Genomic DNA, 17531 nt, shown 5'->3' with positions numbered 1-17531 from the left:
GCACGCGGCCGTCCGCGGGACGGCTCGCCGGCCCCCCCGCCGCGACCTGGCCCACCTGCCGCGCCGGTTGACGGCCGGGCCGCCGGCGCGGAACAACCGCGCATGACCGCTCCCCTCCGCCTCGGCATGCTCACCCCTTCCTCCAACACGGTGCTGGAGCCGCTGACCGCGGCCATGCTCGGCGCCCTGCCCGGCGCCTCGGCGCATTTCGCCCGCTTCCGGGTGGTGGCGATCGACCTCGGCGCGGGCTCGCGGGCGCAGTTCGACCTGTCCCCGGTGCTGGCGGCGGCCGACCTGCTGGCGGATGCCAAGGTCCATGCGATCTGCTGGAACGGCACCAGCGGGTCCTGGCTGGGGCTGGAGCAGGACCGCGCGCTCTGCGCCGAGATCACCCGCCGCACCGGCATCCCGGCGACCACCGCGACGCTCGCCCTGATGCGTGCCTTCGCCGCGCTCGGCGCGACGCGGATCGGCCTGGTGACGCCCTACCTGGCCGAGGTGCAGGCGGCGATCGCCGCCCGCTGGGCCGAGGCCGGGCTCGACTGCGTCGCCGAGCGGCACCTGGAGGATCCCGGCAACTACAGCTTCGCCGACCATCCGGAGGCGACCGTCGCCCGGCTGGTGCGGGAGGTCGCGGCGGCGCGGCCGCAGGCGATCGCCATCCACTGCACCAATTTCCGCGGCGGCGGGATCGCGCCAGCGCTGGAGGCCGAGTTGGGCATCCCGGTGCTGGACAGCGTCGCCATCTCGCTCTGGGGGGCGATCGGCGCGGCGGGGGCCTCGGCGGCACCGCTGGCGGCGCAGGGCCGGGTCTTCGCCCTGCCCTGGTGAACGCCGCCGGCAGCGGCTTGCCAGGACCGAATGTTATATTATAACATTCGGCCATGACCCGACGCCTGCTGCCGCTCCTGCTGCTCACCCCCCTCGCCACGCCGGCCGCCGCCCAGCCGGCGGAGCCCGAGGCCAGCCTGCCCGACCTCGTGGTCCAGGGGCAGCGCGCCGCCGCGGCGCGGCAGGACATCCTCGCCCGCTTCGGCAGCCGGGAGACGGTGGTGGACCGCGCGACGATCGAGGCGCTGCCCGGCGGCGCCGCCCAGCCGCTCAACCAGGTGCTGCTGCAGACGCCGGGCGTGGTGCAGGACAGCTTCGGCGACATCCATGTCCGCGGCGAGCACCGCAACCTGCAGTACCGGCTCAACGGCGTGGCGCTGCCGGAAGGCCTTTCCGGCTTCGGCCAGGTCTTCGACGCAAGGTCGCTGCGCAGCGTGTCCGTCCTGACCGGGGCGCTGCCGGCGCAATTCGGCTTCCGCACCAATGCGGTGATCGACCTCGAGACGCGCAGCGCCGCGCTCGACCCGGGTGGTTCCATCGGCGTGCAGGGCGGCTCGCGCGGCACGCTCCAGCCCTATGCGAACTGGGCCGGCTTCCTCGGCGGCTGGGACGTCTTCGCCACCGGCAGCTTCCTGCGCAGCGACCAGGGGATCGAGAACCCGACCAGCTCCTGGGCGGCGATCAACGGCCAGACCGAGCAGACCCGGGGCCTGGCCTATGCGGCGCGGCAGCTGGACGACACCACGCGGCTGTCGCTCATCGCCGGCACCTCGCTGAACCGCTTCCGCCTGCCCGTGACCCGCGGGGTGGAGTCGGAGTTCACCGCCTTCGGCCTGTCCGAATTCGACAGCGCCGCGCTGCGCGCCCGGCAGTGGGAGCGGTCCTGGTACGGCACCGCGGCCCTGCAGAAATCCTGGGGCGACGTGGACCTGCAGGTGGCGCCCTTCATCCGGTCGTCGTCGATCCACTATGTCCCCAGCGTGGTGGGGGAGACGGTGATCAACGGCCTCGCCTCCGACGTCTATCGCGGCAGCCTGGCCATGGGCACCCAGGCCGACGTCGCCTGGCGGGTCGCCGCCGACCACACGCTGCGCGCCGGCTTCCAGGTCACCGGCCAGCGCGCCCGCCTGCGCAGCGCGACCACGGTGCTGCCGCTGGATGCCGACGGCAATGCCATCGACGACCCGCTGACCCTGGTGGACCGCTTCGGCCGCACCGGCTGGCTCTATGGCGGCTATGTCCAGGACGAGTGGCGGCTGGGCGAGGCGGTGACGCTGAACCTCGGGGTGCGCTGGGACCAGATGGTGGAATACGTCACCGCGGGCCAAGTCTCGCCGCGCGCCAACCTGGTCTGGCGCGCGACCGGCAGCACCACCGTCCATGCCGGCTATGCCCGCACCTTCACGCCGCCGCAGTTCGAGTTGGTCCAGACCAGCACGATCGAGCGCTTCAACGGCACCACCGGCGCGCCCTTCAGCCAGGAGAACGGCGCGGTGCGGCCGGAGCGCGCGCACCGCTTCGACCTCGGCGTCTCCCAGCGGGTGACGCCGAACCTGACCTTCGGCGTCGACGGCTACTACAAGGATGTCCGCGACCTGCTGGATTTCGGCCAGTTCGGCAACGCGCTGATCTTCACCCCCTTCAACTTCGAGACCGGCAAGATCTACGGCGTGGAGTTCAGCGGCAGCTGGCGGGACGAGCGCTGGCTGGTCTACGGCAACCTGGCGCTCAGCCGCTCGGTCGGGCGCAACATCCGCTCCGGCCAGTTCAACATCGAGCCCGACGAGCTGGCGTATATCGCGGGGAAATACGTGCGCACCGACCACGACCAGCTGGTCACCGGCTCGGCCGGCGCGGTCTGGAAGGGCTGGGAGGGCGGCCGGCTGTCGGGTTCGATGCTTTACGGCAGCGGGCTGCGGAAGGGCTTCGCGGCGACCGAGAAGGTGGCGGCCTATGCGACCTTCAACCTCGGCGTGGCGCAGGATTTCCGGGGACCGGATGGCGGGACCTGGACCGCGCGGCTGGACCTGCTGAACGCCTTCGACACCATCTACCAGCTGCGCGACGGCACCGGCATCGGCGTCGGCGCGTCGCAGTACGGGCTGCGGCGGACGGTGCTGGCGGGGCTGAGCCGGAATTTCTGAGCCCCCGGCCGGGCGGGCGGGGCCGATCGAAGCCCATGGGCGGCGATCGCGCCGAGCCGGCCTGCGGCCATCCCCCGGCAGAGATCAGACCATGCCGTTGGGATTTTCCGCGTGGTCCGGGATGACCTGGAGCACATCCCAATGCTCCACGATCCTGCCGGCGTCATCGAGCCGGAAGATATCGATGCCCGCATAGTCCTGGTCGCCCGGCCAGTGCTGCCGGCAATGCAGGACGACGAATGCCCCTTCCGCCACGACGCGCCTGATCTCGACGCGCTTGCCCGGCCAGTCCCGCGCCATGCGCTCGAAGTAGGCAATGAAACCCGCCTTCCCGGTCTGCACATGCGGGTTGTGCTGGATGTACTCGTCGCCGACGAAGCGCTCGACGGCTTCGGCGGGACGGCAGGCATTGAACATCAGCTCGTAGAAGGCGATCACCGTCGCCTTGTTGCGCTGCAGATCATGCATGACGGCGTGCCCCCATGGCCGGACCAACGGGCTGTCCTGCGACGTCGGTCGCCGCGCAGGCAGCCTCGCCAGAACGCCGGGCCCGGGCAAGGGGTCCTTCGCCATGCGCCCGAACGCCGGTCCCGTCGAGCGGCCACCGACGCCCCAGGGATGGTGTCCTGTCGGATGGCGCCTGGAGCGGGCCGCATGACGGTGCGATGCACAGCGCCCCGCCGCCCACGGCCGGTCATCGGCGCAAGCGAGGTCGACGGGACCGCAGGCCGCGACAGGGCCGTGACCCTCGGTTCGCGCCGAGCGGCGACGCCGAAGCGCCGCCTCGGCGGGCAGGCCGATGCCGCGATGGACCGGACGATGCGACCACGGCCGATGAACGGCGTTCACCTCCCGCCAAGGCATCATCCGAAGGACGGAGCGGCACCATCATGGAGGTTCGGAAGTTCACCATCGCCAACGCAGCCTTCGAGCGATCGCCCGGACAGGATGGGGACGTCCTGGCCGGGAACGTCGTCGACCAGCGCGACGGTGGTCCGATCACCATCGGCTATGGCCGCTATGGACCCCGGCAGAGCATCGACGTGACGCTGGCCGTGGACGACGTCATGGTAATTCTGGAAGGGCAGCTGACCGTCTCGTCCGCTGGCCGCGACATGACCGCCGGACCTGGCGAGATCGTCCACATGCCGAAAGGCGAGACGGTGACGATCCGGTCGCATGAGCAGGGCGCCGTGACGGCCTATGTCACCTACCCGCACTGGCAGGAGGCGCTTCCCTGAGCGGCACCGGCCGCAGGAGCGGCGCGGCGGGCCGCCTGCAGGACCGATCGGACCGACCCCGTGGGATCGCCGGGCGTGCCGCCCGTTGAGAGCCCGGTTCGGCAATCCATGACAGGAGAATTTCCCATGGCCCAGCGTGACGCTGTTTTCCCCGCCGGTCGGCAGGACCTCTATACGTCACAGAGCTATTCCGCCGCGATCAGGTCAGGCGATCTGCTGTTCGTATCCGGCCAGGTCGGCAGTCGCGCCGATGGCTCGCCCGAGCCGGACTTCGAGGCCCAGGTCCGACTGGCATTCGCCAATCTCCAGGCGACCCTGCAGGCGGGCGGGTGCGGGCTCGACGATATCGTCAACGTGACGACCTTTCATACCGATCCCGAACGACAATTCGCCGCGGTCATGACCGTGAAGAGCGACGTCTTCCCGAAGGCGCCCTATCCGAATTGGACCGCGGTCGGCGTCACCTGGCTTTCGGGCTTCGACTTCGAGATCAAGGTCATCGCCCGCATTCCCGGCTGACCATCCAGCCGGCCGGCGTGCCGGACCGGCGCGGAGGCGCGATGCGTCGTGCGGGGACCCGCATGGCCCGTCGCGCCCCGCCTGCACCAGTCGATGATGGCCGCGGTGTCGGCTCCTTCTCCCATGGGGCTGGCACCCGCGACGCCGCGGCCACCGACCGACGGGGGCGGAACCGGGGCTCGGGACGGGGACAGGCTTCCCTCCCCGATCGTGCCGGCCGCCTTCAGGCGGCGAGATCCTCGCTCCGCACGAACCCCACCCCCAGCGCCGCCAGCCGCCGCCGCGCCGCGTCGAGCGTCGTCCCGCCGCCCTCCAGCGGCAGGCCGATCCCGCGGCAGGCATCCTCGACGACGAAGACCGCATAGCCCAGCCGCGCCGCATCCTCGGCCGAGAAGGCGACGCAGTAGTCGGTGGCCAGCCCGGCCAGGAACAGCCGGCGGAAGCCGCGCTCGCGCAGCCAGCCATGCAGCCCGGTCGGCGTCGTGCGGTCGTTCTCGAAGAAGGCCGAGTAGCTGTCGACCGCGGGGTGGAAGCCCTTGCGCACCACCAGCTCGACCCGCGCCTGGTGCAGCCCCGGGTGCAGCGCCGCCTCCTCCGTGCCCTGCACGCCATGCTCGGGCCAGAGCACCTGCTCGCCGTAGTGCAGCGCCACCGTCTCGTAGGGCTGCCGCCCATGCGTGGCGGCGAAGGAGGCATGCCCGGGCGGGTGCCAGTCCTGCGTGGCGAAGGCATGCGCGAAGGGCCCGGCCAGCAGCCGGTTGATCACCGGCACCACCGCCGCGCCATCCGCCACCGCCAGCGCGCCGCCCGGCATGAAGCAGGGCTGCACGTCGATGATGCCGAGGATGTCGGTGGCGGGGTCGAGGGCGATGGCGGGCATGGCGGGGCTCCGGCGGCGGCGGGCCGAGGCTAGCCGCATCGGTCCGCCGCCGCATGCCCCAAGGCGTGCTGGCGTCTTGCATCCGGCACCGCGGGGGGCGACGCTTCCCGTCCAGCCCGAGGCCTCCCCGCATGACCACCCAGGATTGGCGCAGCCGCGCCGGCACCGTCTTCGCGCCGACCAAGCGCCCCGCCACCGGCAGCCGCGGCATGGTGGTCACCAACCATCCGCTCGCCTCCGCCGCCGGGGCCGAGATGCTGGCCGAGGGCGGCAACGCCATCGATGCCGGCATCGCCGCGCTGTTTGCCCTGTCCGTGGTGGAGCCGATGATGGTCGGCCTGCTCGGCGGCGGCATGGCGCATCTGCGGCTGGCCGACGGCACGCATACCGTGCTCGACGGCCTCTCGACCGTGCCGGCCGCCGGCCGGGCCGACATGTACGCCCCGGTCAGCCAGGACTGGCCGGCGGCGCTCGAGACCGTGGGGCGGGCCAATGCGGTCGGCGCCACCTCGGTCGCGGTGCCGGGCAACCTGCTGGCCTGGTGCGCCGCGCTGGAGCGGCATGGGTCGCTGCCGCTGGCCGATGTCATGGCGCCGGCCATCCGGCTGGCCGCGCGGGGCTTCGCGGTGACGCCCTACCTGGCGGAATGCGTGACCGAGGCGGCGGCCGACCTGGCGCGCGATGCGGCGATCGCCGCGCTGCTGCTGCCGGGCGGCGCGCCGCTCCGCGCCGGCGCGAGGCTGGTCAACGGCGCGCTGGCCGAGACGCTGGCGACCATCGCCCGCGATGGCCCCGGCGCGCTGCATGGCGGCGCGCTCGGCGCCATCGTCGCCGCCGACAGCGAACGCCGCGGCGGGATGCTGACCGCCGCCGACCTGCGCGACGCAAGGCTGGCGACGCGTGACGCGGTGCGTGGCAGCTACCGCGGCATCGAGATCCTCGGGCCGCCGCCGCCCTCCTCGGGCGGGGTGCATGTCATCCAGATGCTGAACATCCTGGAGGGCTACGACCTGCAGCATCTCGGCTACGGCACCGCGGCGAGTTGCCACCTGATCGCGGAGGTCCTGAAGATCGCCTTCGCCGACCGCGCCGCGGCGACCGCCGACCCGGATTTCGTCGCCGTCCCGGTCGCCCGGCTGCTGTCCAAGGCCTATGCGGCGGAGCGCCGGGCGCGGATCGACCCCGGCCGGGCGCAGGCCTGGGGCGCCGGCGTCCCTGCGGTGGGGGAAAGCCCCAACACCACGCACCTGACGGTGGCCGACGCCGATGGCCGCATCCTCTGCGCCACCCACACCATCAACAGCCTGTTCGGCGCCCGCTTCCTGGTGCCGGAGCTCGGGCTGATCCCGAACAACTACATGGCGCTGTTCGACCCGCGGCCGGACCATGCGCTGTCGATCGCCCCGGGCAAGCGGATCACCACCAGCCAGGCGCCGCTGATCGCGCTGCGGGACGGGAAACCCCTCGTGGCGCTCGGCCTGCCCGGCGGCCTGCGGATCTTCGGGGCGGCCATGCAGGCGCTGATCAACCTGATCGACCATGGCATGAGCCTGCAGGAGGCGGTGGAGGCGCCGCGGATCTGGACCCAGGGGCCGGGCGCGGCCGGCCCGCTGGAGATCGAGACCTGCCTCGGCAGCGCCAGCCAGGCCGGGCTGCGCGAGATGGGCCATACGCTCACGCCGCTGCCGCATGTCGCCGGCGGGATGTGCGCCATCCGCTTCCAGGACGACGGGCGGCTGGAAGGTGCCGCCTGCTGGCGGGCGGACGGCACGGCCATCGGCCTCGGCGGCGGGCTGGCCCGGGACGGCGTGCGGTTCTGGCCGGACGCGGCGCGGCGGGCATGAAACGCCGGCGCACCGCACCCTTGGGTTGAAATGGTCTCTGGCAACACCGCCTTTTTCATGGTCTATCGTTGCGCCATGGCCCCATCCGGCGCCATGCCGCAGCCCCTGCCGGAGCAGGCGGCCATGACCAGGACCCGCCTCTCGTGCTGTTTCCCGCTCCCCTGCGAGTCGCGCTCGGCTTTGCCTTGGCAACCGCCTTCGCCTGGCTGTTCCTGGTGCTGTGGCGGCGCGACCGGGCCCAGCCGGCGCTGGGCTTCTGGGGCACGGCGCATGCCGCCTGGGCGGCCTCCGCGCTGTTGTTCGCGCTGGCGGGCATGCTGCCCGGGGCGTCCGCCATCATCGCGGCGAACATGGCGCTCGCGCTCGGCTACGGCCTGGTCTGGGGCGGCGCGCGGCGCTTCGCCGGGCGGCCCGCCCGGCCGGCCGGCATCCTCGCCGGCCTCGTCGCCTTCCTGCTGCTGAGCCTGCTGCCCGGCTTCGCCACGATGCTGCCGGCCCGCGTGGTCGCCGTCGCCGTCATCGTCATCGCCTATGACGGCGCGACCGTGCTGGCCTTCCGTGCCGTCCCGGCCGACCGGCGCCTGCCCTCGCACGGCATGGTGGTCGGCCTGCTGCTGACGCATGGCCTGGTCTTCGCCTTGCGCGCGCTGCTGGCGGCGCTGCCCTTCCTGCCGGAGGGGATGCCGCCGCCAGGGCTGGCCGCGTTCCTGGCGGCGCCGGGCGTGGCCGCGGTGCTGCTGGTGCTCAGCCTGGCGCTGACCGCGGCGCTGGCCGTCGCCCTGGTGGCGCTGAGCCGGGAGCGGGCGGAGTGCGACTCCAACGCCGTGCTGGCCGCGGCGCGCGACGCCGCGGCGGCGGCCAGCGCGGAGAAATCCCGCTTCCTGGCCCGGCTGAGCCACGAGCTGCGCACCCCGCTCAACGGCGTGCTGGGGATGGCGGAGGCGCTGGCCCGCGACCCCGCCCTGCCGCGCCGGCAGCACGACCACGCCGCGACGCTGGAACGCGCAGGCCGGCACCTGCTGGCGATCGTCAACGACGTGCTCGACCTCGCCCAGGTGGAAGCCGGCCGGCTCGACCTGGCCCCGGCGCCGGTCGGGCTGCGCGGCCTGCTGGAGGGCACGCTGGAACTCATGCAGCCCGCCGCCGCGGCCAAGCGGATCGGCCTGCGGCTGGAACTGGCGCCGGGACTGCCGGAGGCGGTGCTGGCGGACAGCCTGCGGCTGCGGCAGGTCCTGCTGAACCTGTTGGGCAATGCGGTGAAATTCACCCCCGAGGCGGGCAGCGTCGTGCTCTCGGCGACGCCGGCCGGCCCCGGCCAGCTCTGCCTGGCGGTGGTGGATACCGGGCCGGGCATCCCGGACGCGCTCCGGCCGCGGCTGTTCGGCGAATTCGCCGCCGGGGCCCAGGCCGAGGCCGGGACCGGGCTGGGCCTGGCGATCTCGGCCGGCCTGGCCCGGGCGATGGGGGGCCGGCTCGACCACGCGCCGGGGCCGGCGGGCCAGGGCAGCCGCTTCACCGCCACCCTGCCGCTGCCCGCGGCCGAGCCGCCTGCCGCCGCCGGCCCGGCCCCCGCGCCGGACCCCGGGCATGTCGCCGCCCTGGGCCCCGCCGCGCCGCCGCCCTGCCTGCCGCGCCCGCTGCGGCTGCTGGTGGTGGACGACGCCCGGGTGAACCGGGAGGTCGTCCGCGCCCTGCTGCGGCCCGAGGGGCATCTGATCGAGGAAGCCGCCAGCGGCGACGAGGCGCTGGCCGCGCTGGCGCGCGAGCCGTTGCCCGACGTGGTGCTGATGGACGTCAACATGCCCGGCATGGACGGCTTCCGGGCGACCGAGGCGATCCGCGCGCTGGCCGGGCCGGCGGCGCGGCTGCCGGTGATCGCGCTGACCGGCGACGCGATGCCGGAAACCGCGGCGGCCGGCCGGGCCGCCGGGATGGACGGCCACCTGACCAAGCCGCTGCAGCGCGCGGTGCTGCTGGCGGAACTGGCGCGGGTGGTGCCGGCCTAGGCGGGCAAGCCTCGGGGAGCGGACAGCGCGCGCTCCGCATGCCGGCATGTCCCCTCGGCCTGCCTCTTTCCGCGCCGGCACCTGCCGCGCGGCGGGTGCCGATGCGGAAAGCCAGAGAGAGGGTCAGGGAGGATACCGCCTCCCTGGCCCCGGCGTCCCGTCAGCAGCCCGCACCGCGCAGCAGCAGCGCCGGGACCGGCGCGACCCCGTGCCGCAGCCGGTACCAGACCTGCCGCAGCGGCAGCGCCGCCGGGTCCGCCGGCCAGGGCTCCAGCCCGCCCAGCCAGAGCTCCGCGCCCGCCCAATCGGCGTCGTCCAGGCCGCGGCGCAGCAGCGGCAGGATCTCCTCCGGCTTGTCGAGCGGCACCACGCGCGCCCCGCAGGCGCCGGCCAGGGTCACCATCCGGTAGCTGCCGGACTGGCCGAGCCCGCGCTCGGCCACCGCCGCACGGCCCCGGGCGGCGAACCAGGCGACCGCATCCAGCGCCGCCGGATCCGGCGCCGCGCGGCCGAGCTTGAGGCCGGCCCCGAGCCCGAGACTCGCGGCCAGGCCAAGCACCGCCAGCCAGCGCCCCGTCACGCGACCAGCGCCGCCAGCAGCGCCACCGCGGTCCAGAGCATTTGCAGGCCGGCGCGGCCCGCCTCGCCGTGCAGCGCCTCGGCCAGCGGGGCGGAGGCCGCCATGCCGGCCAGCCGCGCGAGGTTCAGCAGCAGCGCCATCGCCGCGGCCAGGAGCACCGCGTCCCGGCCGGCCGCGAGGCTGCCCGGCCCGGCCGGCCGCAGCAGCAGCGCCAGCGCGAGGCTGGCCACCAGCATCTCCGGCAGCAGCACCAGGGCCGAGCAGCCACGCAGGATCAGCAGGGTATGCCGCGCCTCCGGCAGGGCGACGAGGTTGCCGGCGGCCGTCGCGGCGATGCCGGCGGCATGCAGCAGCGCCGCGACGGTGGTGGCCTCCAGCGCCATCACCCGCGGCGCCAGGATCGCGCTGCCGAGGAGGTCGAACAGCCCGACGCCACCCGCCGCCAGCAGCAGCACGCCAGCGCCGCCGGCCGGCCGGCCGCGCCGCAGGCAGGGCCAGGCGAGCAGCAGCAGCGCCGCCAGCGCCCCGGCTCGCGACGGCGCGGCGGCGAAGGCCAAAGCGAGGCCGAAGCAGGTCCAGTCGGCCATGTCGGCCGGCAGCGGCGGCAGCCGGCGCAGCGCCAGCCCGAGCGAGGCCGCGGCGAGCAAGGCCGTGCCCGCGGACAGGCCGGGGATGCCGCCGCCATTCGCCGCCAGGTTCCCCGCCGCCGCCACGCCGCCAAGGGCGACGAGCAGGCCGGCCGGAATTCCCCTGGCGGCGAGGGCGTCAGCCATGGCGGCCCGCGCGGCGGCGACGGACCAGCAGGGCCGCGGCGCCGGCGCCGCCGACCAGCAGCATCCCGATCGGCCCGGCACCGGTCAGCGGCAGCGGCGCCTCGGTCATCGATGCGGCGCAGCCGTCGCGCAGCAGCGCCGACTGACAATTCGCCGTCGTGCTGCTAGCGGTCGAGGCGGCACCGTCATTGTAGTTGCCATCCGCCGCGCGGACCGGGTCTGGTGCCAGCAGCAGGACGGCCAGCGCCGCCACGATGAACTTCCGCATCTGCATCTCCCGGCGTCACGCCGCGGAATCAACCAGCGAGTTTGATGACCCTATTTCCATTCATATCAGGCGTTTTGCAACACATTCGGCAGAATGCCGTCAGCCCACTGGCTGCCAGAGCCCGGCGCCACGTCCGCGCTCCGCTCGCGCCGCGATCCGTTCGCCGTGCCGCTCACCTGGGACGGCGTGCGCATGGGCGACGCGCACCCGCCCCCGCGCCGGCAGCTTCGGCAGTCCGGCAGCCTGCAGGCGCCCGCCTTCGAGCCGCAGCACCCGGTCGTGCCATTGCGCCAGGCCTGGCCGGTGGCCGATCGAGACCAGCGCCGCCCCGGCCAGCTCCTGCTCGAACAGCCCCATCACCAGGGCCTCCGCCGCCTCGTCCAGCGCCGAGGTCGCCTCGTCCAGCAGCACCCAGGCGGGCTTGTGCAGCAGCAGCCGGGCGAAGCCGAGCCGCTGCTGCTCGCCGAGGCTGAGCGTGCGGTCCCAGCGCCCGGCCTCGGCCAGCCGCCCGGCCAGCCCGGCCAGCCCGCAGCGGGCCAGCGCCGCGCCGATCGCCGCATCCGTGAAGCGGCCGGGCGGCGCCGGGTAGCAGACCGCCTCGCGCAGCGTGCCGAGCGGCAGATAGGGGCGCTGCGGCAGCAGCATGGTGGCGGCCGGGTCGGGCATGCGGATGCGGCCCTCGCCCCAGGGCCAGAGCCCGGCGGCGGCACGGAACAGGGTGGACTTGCCGGACCCGCTGCCGCCCTGGATCAGCACCCGCTCCCCGGCAAGGATCGCCGCGCTGGCGCCGTCCACCAGCACGCGGCCGTCCGGGGCGTGCAGGGTCACGCGGTCGAACACCAGCGACCCGGCGCCGTCCTCCACCACGATCCCGCCCTCCCGGCCGAGCGTCGCCGCGGCCTCGAGGCTGTCCTCCAGCGCCATCAGGCGCTCGACATGGCTGCGCCAGTCGGCGATCTGCGGCCAGTGCTCCTGCAGCCAGGACAGCGCCTTGACCACCTCGGCGAAGGCCTGGCCGAGCTGGACCAGGACGCCGAGGCCGATCGCGCCGGCGAAGAAGGCGGGCCCGGCCAGCAGCAGCGGCAGGGTGGCGGCGACCATGCCGTAGCCGGAGCCGAGCCACATCAGGTGCCGTTCCTGCCGCAGCATCCGCCGCATGACGCCGACGACGCTGGCGAAGCTGGCATCGAGCCCGCGCGCCTCGTCCTCGCCGCCGCCGATCAGCGCCACCGCCTCGGCATTCTCGCGCAGCCGGATGAGGGCGAAGCGGTGGTCGGATTCGGCGGTCTGGCGGTCGATATGGATGCCGATCAGCGGCCGGCCGAGCCACCAGGCCGCCAGCGTGCCGACGGCGGCATACAGCACGGCAAGGCCCAGCATGCCGCCCGGCAGCAGGATGCCGGCCACCGGCACGGCGGCCGAGAGTGTCCAGAGCAGGCCGAGGAAGGACACCAGGTTGAGGCCGGCATAGATCAGGCTGCAGGCGAGGTCGACCGAGACCGCGGTGGCCCAGCGGGTATTCTCGCTGATCCGCTGGTCGGGGTTGTCGGCGGCACCGGGCAGCAGGCCCATGCGGTAGTTGCGGGCATCCCGCGCCCAGCGTCCCTGCAGGTGCTGCACCAGCCAGCGCCGCCAGGACAGCGCCAGCATCTGCCGCGCCCAGAGCTGGGCCACGCCGAGCGCCATGGTGAAGCCGACCAGCCCGGCGAAGTGCCAGGCCTGCATGCCCATGGCGGCCTGGTCGCGGCGTTCGAGCGCGCCGAAGAAGCCGCCGGTCCAGGCATTGACGCCGAGCGCGGTGGCGATCTGCGCCAGCGTCATCAGCAGGACGAGGCCGGTCAGGCCCCAGGCGAGGCGGCGCTCGCCCGAGCCGTACCAGCCGCGGGCGAGGCGGAAGGTGCTGGCCAGGGGGCCCCGGCGGGGTCGGCTGCGCGGCTGGTGCGGAAGGTCGTGCAACGAGGCGCTCCCCTGACGGTTGTCCTGGAATGGGAGGCAGTATACAAATACGCGTGATCGGGCAAAGGAATTAGGGCAAAATCTTGGCGTAATCGGGGCAAATAAGGCGAGACCAGGGCAAGTGTGGCATTCCTGCCGGGCTGGACCCTGGCAGGTCGGGTGGCGGCAAGGCTGTGCCGGGCGGCACGCGATCGGCGGGAAAGGCCCGGCGGGAGGGACGGCGCATGGGGCCGCCCGGCCCCGCGATCCTGGCGCGCGCCCGGGCCGGGACGCGCGCCGGCCGGCGGTCAGCTGGCCAGTTCGGGGATCACCCACAAGGGCTTCTCGCCCCGCGCCACCCGCTGGCAATTGTCGAAGGCGTTGCGGAAGCGGGCCTGCTGGTTGTCCCAGGTGGGGCCGGCGAAATGCGGCGTCAGCACCACGTTCTTCAGCCGGAACAGCGGGTTGTCGGCCGGCGGCGGTTCGTTATCGAAGACGTCGAGGCCGGCGCCGGCGATGGTGCCGTCGGTCAGGGCCGCGGTCAGCGCGACCTCATCCACCACCGGGCCGCGGCAGGTGTTGATGAGGTAGGCCGTGGGCTTCATCCGGGCGAGTTCCGCCGCGCCGATCATGTGCCGCGACGCCGCCGAGAGCGGCACGTGCAGCGAGACGATGTCGGCATTGCGCAGGATCTCGCCGAGCAGCTTGAAGCGGACATGCAGCGCGTCCTCCTCGGCTTCCGACACGCGGCGGATGTCGTAGTAGTGCACCGTCATGCCGAAGGCATTGGCCAGCCGCGCCACCTTCTTGCCGATGGCGCCGAGACCGACGATGCCCAAGGTCTTGTCGCGCAATTCGTACAGCTTGGTGCCGGCCAGGTCGTTGCCGCGCCAGCGGCCGGCGGCGACGCTCTCATGCTGCCAGACCAGCCGGCGGGCGACCGCCATCATCAGCAGGATGGCGTGCTCGGACACCGCGGTGGAATTGGCGCCGCCGTTGTTGCAGACGGGGATGCCGGCGCCGCGCGCCGCCTCGATGTCCACCGTGTCGTAGCCGGCCGAGAGCAGCTGCATGAGCTTCAGCTTGGGCGCCCGCTGGTAGAATCCTGCATCCACCGCGCGGTTGCCGAAGCCGACCAGGAAGTCGGCGCCGGGCAGGGCGGCCTCGAATTCCGGGCTGCCGAGCGGCGCCACCACCAGCTCCATGCCGGCGGGCGCCAGTTCGCGCGCGATCTCGTTCGCGCTGAGCGGGTTCTCCATCATCAGGATACGCGGGGCCATTGTCGTTTCCTCCTGGACTGCCCCCCGGGTGTGGCCGGCGGCGCGCCGGCCGGCAAGCCCCGCTCAATACTCCAGCAGGTTGTCGCGGAACTGCGCATGGCCATAGGCGCGCCGCGCCAGGCCGCGCCGCTGCAGCGCCGGCACCAGCCCGTCCGCCACCTCGGCCACGGTGCGGCGGCTGACATCGCCCATCGAGATCAGGAAGCCGTCGCCGCCGACCTCCTGCATCGCCTCGGCCATCTGCCCGGCCACCGCATCCGGCGTGCCGACCAGCTCGACCGAGCCGGAGGAGCCGCGGTAGCTCAGCATCGCCTCGCGCAGCGACCGCTTCCCCGCCACCCGCTTGAAGTCGTCGAGCGACTGCTGGTGGCCGTTGGTGCGCAGTTCAAGGCTGTCCACCGGCGCGTCGAGGTCGAACCTCGAGAAGTCGATGTTGGTGATCTTGCCGAAGAAGGCGAGCAACTGCGGCACCGCGGCCTCGGCCCGCGCCTGGCGCGCCGCCAGCCGCGCCCGGGCTTCCTCCATGGTCTCGCCGAGGCAGGGATTGACCAGGTACAGCACCTTCACATGGTCCGGGTCGCGCCCGGCCGCCGCGGCGCGGGCGCGGACGTCGTCGCGGTAAGACTTCATCGCCGTGGTGCCCTTCAGGCTGGCGACGATGGTGTCGGCATGCCGGGCGGCGAAATGCCGGCCGCGCGGGCTGCCGCCTGCCTGGGCGATCACCGGCCGTCCCTGCGGGCAGGGGCCGGAGTTCAGCGGCCCATGGGTGCGGTACCAGCGGCCCTCGAAGTCCACCGCATGGACGCGGGTCGGGTCGACCAGCACGCCGCTCTCGGCATCGGCGAGGATGGCGCCCGGCTCCCAGCTGTCCCAGAGCCCGTTGACCACCTGCATGTACTCGTCGGCCATGTCGTAGCGCAGGTCGTGCTCCGGCAGCGCCGGCAGGCCGTAGTTGCGCGCGGCGACGTCGGAGCTGCCGGTCACCATGTTCCAGCCGATCCGCCCGGCCGAGACCTGGTCGAGCGAGGCCACCATCCGCGCCAGCAGGTAGGGCGGGTGGGTGAAGGTGGCGAAGGTCGGCACGATGCCGATCCGCTTGGTGGCCGCGGCCATCAGGGTCGCGATGATCGCCGGGTCCTGCCGCGGCACCGCGAGGCCATGCTTCAGGTAGACCTCGGTCGAGCCGCCGTAACTTTCGCCGACATAGCTGCTGTCCTCGATCAGGATGTAGTCGAAGCAGGCGGCCTCCAGGTGGCGGGCCATGTCGCAGAACAGGTCGGGCCGCATCCAGTCGCGGCCGATGGCGCCGGTCCAGGGCTCGCCCCAGGCCTGGACCGAGGAGCCCTGCAGGAACCAGCCGAGATGGAAGGGTTTGGCCATCGATCCGCTCCGTGCCGTGGAAGCGCCGAGCCTAGCATCAGGCGTGCCAGCGCGCGGGCCGGAGGCAGCAAGGCCGGGGAGGAGGTATCCTCCCTGGCCCCGCCTCTATCCTTCCGGGCCTGGCACATGCCGCGCGGCGGTGCAAACCCGCGGAGAGGCAAAGTGGGGTTGGACGCATGCGTCCAACGCGGAGGGAGTGCGTTCCCCTCCCCGGCCTTGCCTTACAGATCCACCTTCCCGGTGTGCAGCCGCATCCGCATGTGGTCGGGCACCTCCTGCCCGGCATCGACGAAGGCCTTGCGCAGCGCGTTCATGCTCGGCCCGAAGATGCCGCTGCGGTTCTCGCTGCACCATTCGCGGCTGGCCGCCGGCATGGTCAGCGAATTCTGGAAATGCGGCATGACCCAGCGGGCAAACAGCTCGAAGCTGCGCATGGTGTCCTCGCGGTTGGCCCATTCATGCGCGCGGAACAGCACGCCGCCGGCACCGCCCTCGGTGTATTCCAGCAGCCGCTCGATGCCCTTGATGATGGTCTCCGGGCTGCCGACCAGCGTGGTGCCGGCCTTCAGCCCGTCGCCCAGCGGGTTCTCGCTGCGCATCGGCGGCCGGCCCAGGGTTTCGGAGAAGTAGGACAGCGTCTCGATCCGCTCGCCGCGCGCCACGTCGCGGAAGGCGCGCTCGTCCTCCTCGGCGCAGTGCATGTTGATGACCAGGCGCCAGCCGTCGCGCTTGAACTGCTTGCCGTGCTTCTCGGCCTCGGCCTCGCCTTGCCGCCAGTAGTCGGCCAGCTTGGCATTGCCGCCGGGCAGCCCGGCGCCGAGCGAGAGCAGCCCCAGGCCGTACTTGCCGGCCGCCAGCACGCCGGACGGCGTGGTGGCCGAGGCCACCGCGATCGGGAAATGCGGGTAGGTGTAGGGCGCCAGGTGCAGGCGGGCCTGGTTCAGCTCGAACCAGTCGGTCTTCATCGTCACCGGCTCCTGGCACGCCAGCAGCCGGGTGATGGCGTCGAGGCTCTCGTCCATCATGCGCCGCTGGTCCTCGGCCTTGATGCCCATCATGTAGGCGTCGGACACCAGCGCGCCGGGGCCGCAGCCCAGCATGGCGCGGCCGCGCGTCATGTGGTCGAGCTGGACGAAGCGCTGCGCCACCAGGAAGGGGTGGTGGTAGGGCAGCGAGGTCACGCCCGACCCGAGCATGATGTGCTTGGTGCGCTCCGCCGCGGCACCGATGAAGATCTCCGGCGAGGCGATGATCTCCCAGCCGGCCGAATGGTGCTCGCCGATCCAGGCCTCGTCGTAGCCCAGGCTGTCGAGCCAGGAGATCAGTTCCAGGTCGCGGCCCAGCGCCAGGGTCGGGTTGTCGCCGACCCGATGGAAGGGGGCGAGGAAGATGCCGAAGCGCAAGCCGGCATGGGCCATGGGGAGGTGCCTTTCCTGGAGCGGTATGGTGTTTCCGTTAGCAGGCTAGGGAATTCCCCCGGGGTCGGTCAACCGGACGACCGACCAAGCCACCGCGCCGGCGGCGTGCGCCGGCGCACCGGCGCGGTTGCCTCGGCCCGCCATGGTTCCGTCACGGAAGGCGCCGCCGGCACCGCCCGAACGCCCGTCTCAAGGAGCGACCCGCATGCGCATCGCGGTCACCGACTGCGCCAGCCTCCCTGCGTCCGGGCCCGCCCCCGGCGCGGCGCTTGCCATGCGGGTGCGCCGCTGGCTGCGGCAGCGGCGCCAGGCGGCGGTGCTCCGCCAGGTCGAGCCGCGGCTCCGCGAGGATGCCGGCCTGCCGATGGGTGCCGCCGCGGCGATCCTGGCCGCGGCCTCGCTGCAGGCGCCGCGCGGCGCCTGAGGCGTCGG

The 17531-nt window shown here is 73.3% G+C and carries 16 protein-coding genes; 7 read left to right on the top strand and 9 right to left on the bottom strand.

Annotation, left to right across the window (positions count from 1 at the left end):
* Positions 1-102 precede the first annotated feature (102 nt).
* Together ACFQS7_RS20515 and ACFQS7_RS20510 are read left to right on the top strand one after the other, a co-directional pair.
* A complete protein-coding gene (locus ACFQS7_RS20515; RefSeq protein ID WP_380068995.1) occupies positions 103-831 on the top strand; it encodes an aspartate/glutamate racemase family protein in 729 nt (242 codons plus the stop codon).
* Positions 832-884: 53 nt separating this feature from the next.
* The gene (locus tag ACFQS7_RS20510) at positions 885-2975 is read left to right on the top strand and encodes a TonB-dependent receptor (protein WP_380068994.1); all 2091 of its coding nucleotides are present in this window, start codon (positions 885-887) and stop codon (positions 2973-2975) included.
* Positions 2976-3059: 84 nt separating this feature from the next.
* On the opposite strand, the gene ACFQS7_RS20505 is transcribed toward ACFQS7_RS20510, so the two are convergent.
* Positions 3060-3548, bottom strand: coding sequence for a nuclear transport factor 2 family protein (locus tag ACFQS7_RS20505; RefSeq protein ID WP_380068993.1), 489 nt, complete (start codon positions 3546-3548; stop codon positions 3060-3062).
* A 317-nt stretch (positions 3549-3865) separates the two neighbouring features.
* On the opposite strand from ACFQS7_RS20505, the gene ACFQS7_RS20500 reads away from it, so the two are divergent.
* On the top strand, positions 3866-4216 hold the full coding sequence (locus tag ACFQS7_RS20500) for an AraC family ligand binding domain-containing protein (RefSeq protein ID WP_380068992.1): 351 nt from the start codon (positions 3866-3868) through the stop codon (positions 4214-4216).
* 126 nt (positions 4217-4342) lie between these two features.
* A complete protein-coding gene (locus tag ACFQS7_RS20495; protein WP_380068991.1) occupies positions 4343-4735 on the top strand; it encodes a RidA family protein in 393 nt (130 codons plus the stop codon).
* A gap of 223 nt (positions 4736-4958) precedes the next feature.
* Here the strand turns inward: ACFQS7_RS20495 and pncA are convergent, their stop codons facing one another.
* Positions 4959-5615 carry a bifunctional nicotinamidase/pyrazinamidase gene (gene pncA / locus ACFQS7_RS20490; RefSeq protein ID WP_380068990.1) on the bottom strand — a complete coding sequence of 219 codons (657 nt, stop codon included), beginning with the start codon at positions 5613-5615 and terminating at the stop codon, positions 4959-4961.
* 131 nt (positions 5616-5746) lie between these two features.
* On the opposite strand from pncA, the gene ggt reads away from it, so the two are divergent.
* Positions 5747-7459: a gamma-glutamyltransferase gene (gene ggt / locus ACFQS7_RS20485; protein ID WP_380068989.1), complete on the top strand. Its 1713-nt coding sequence runs from the start codon at positions 5747-5749 to the stop codon at positions 7457-7459.
* Between the two features lie 185 nt (positions 7460-7644).
* On the top strand, positions 7645-9465 hold the full coding sequence (locus ACFQS7_RS20480; RefSeq protein ID WP_380068988.1) for a response regulator: 1821 nt from the start codon (positions 7645-7647) through the stop codon (positions 9463-9465).
* Positions 9466-9625: 160 nt separating this feature from the next.
* Here ACFQS7_RS20480 and ACFQS7_RS20475 read toward each other — a convergent pair whose 3' ends face one another.
* The 7 genes from ACFQS7_RS20475 to ACFQS7_RS20445 all read right to left on the bottom strand — a co-directional run bounded on the left by ACFQS7_RS20475 (position 9626) and on the right by ACFQS7_RS20445 (position 17099).
* The gene (locus ACFQS7_RS20475; RefSeq protein ID WP_380068987.1) at positions 9626-10045 is read right to left on the bottom strand and encodes a hypothetical protein; all 420 of its coding nucleotides are present in this window, start codon (positions 10043-10045) and stop codon (positions 9626-9628) included.
* Positions 10042-10818: a hypothetical protein gene (locus ACFQS7_RS20470; RefSeq protein WP_380068986.1), complete on the bottom strand. Its 777-nt coding sequence runs from the start codon at positions 10816-10818 to the stop codon at positions 10042-10044. The genes ACFQS7_RS20475 and ACFQS7_RS20470 overlap by 4 nt, the downstream gene beginning before the upstream one ends.
* Positions 10811-11086, bottom strand: coding sequence for a hypothetical protein (locus tag ACFQS7_RS20465; RefSeq protein ID WP_380068985.1), 276 nt, complete (start codon positions 11084-11086; stop codon positions 10811-10813). Before ACFQS7_RS20465 ends, ACFQS7_RS20470 begins: the two co-directional genes overlap by 8 nt.
* Positions 11087-11185: 99 nt before the next feature.
* Positions 11186-13042, bottom strand: coding sequence for an ABC transporter ATP-binding protein/permease (locus ACFQS7_RS20460; protein WP_380068984.1), 1857 nt, complete (start codon positions 13040-13042; stop codon positions 11186-11188).
* A 287-nt stretch (positions 13043-13329) separates the two neighbouring features.
* On the bottom strand, positions 13330-14301 hold the full coding sequence (locus tag ACFQS7_RS20455) for a 2-hydroxyacid dehydrogenase (protein WP_380068983.1): 972 nt from the start codon (positions 14299-14301) through the stop codon (positions 13330-13332).
* Positions 14302-14364: 63 nt separating this feature from the next.
* Positions 14365-15681, bottom strand: a complete 1317-nt coding sequence (locus tag ACFQS7_RS20450) for an NtaA/DmoA family FMN-dependent monooxygenase (RefSeq protein WP_380068982.1) — start codon at positions 15679-15681, stop codon at positions 14365-14367.
* 221 nt (positions 15682-15902) lie between these two features.
* Positions 15903-17099 carry an LLM class flavin-dependent oxidoreductase gene (locus ACFQS7_RS20445; protein ID WP_380068981.1) on the bottom strand — a complete coding sequence of 399 codons (1197 nt, stop codon included), beginning with the start codon at positions 17097-17099 and terminating at the stop codon, positions 15903-15905.
* 205 nt (positions 17100-17304) lie between these two features.
* On the opposite strand from ACFQS7_RS20445, the gene ACFQS7_RS20440 reads away from it, so the two are divergent.
* A complete protein-coding gene (locus tag ACFQS7_RS20440; RefSeq protein ID WP_380068980.1) occupies positions 17305-17523 on the top strand; it encodes a hypothetical protein in 219 nt (72 codons plus the stop codon).
* Positions 17524-17531 lie beyond the last annotated feature (8 nt).

Origin of the sequence: Dankookia sp. GCM10030260 (assembly GCF_042666655.1) — a bacterium.
Lineage (GTDB): Bacteria > Pseudomonadota > Alphaproteobacteria > Acetobacterales > Acetobacteraceae > Paracraurococcus.
This window is presented reverse-complemented; position numbering and strand designations above follow the sequence as displayed.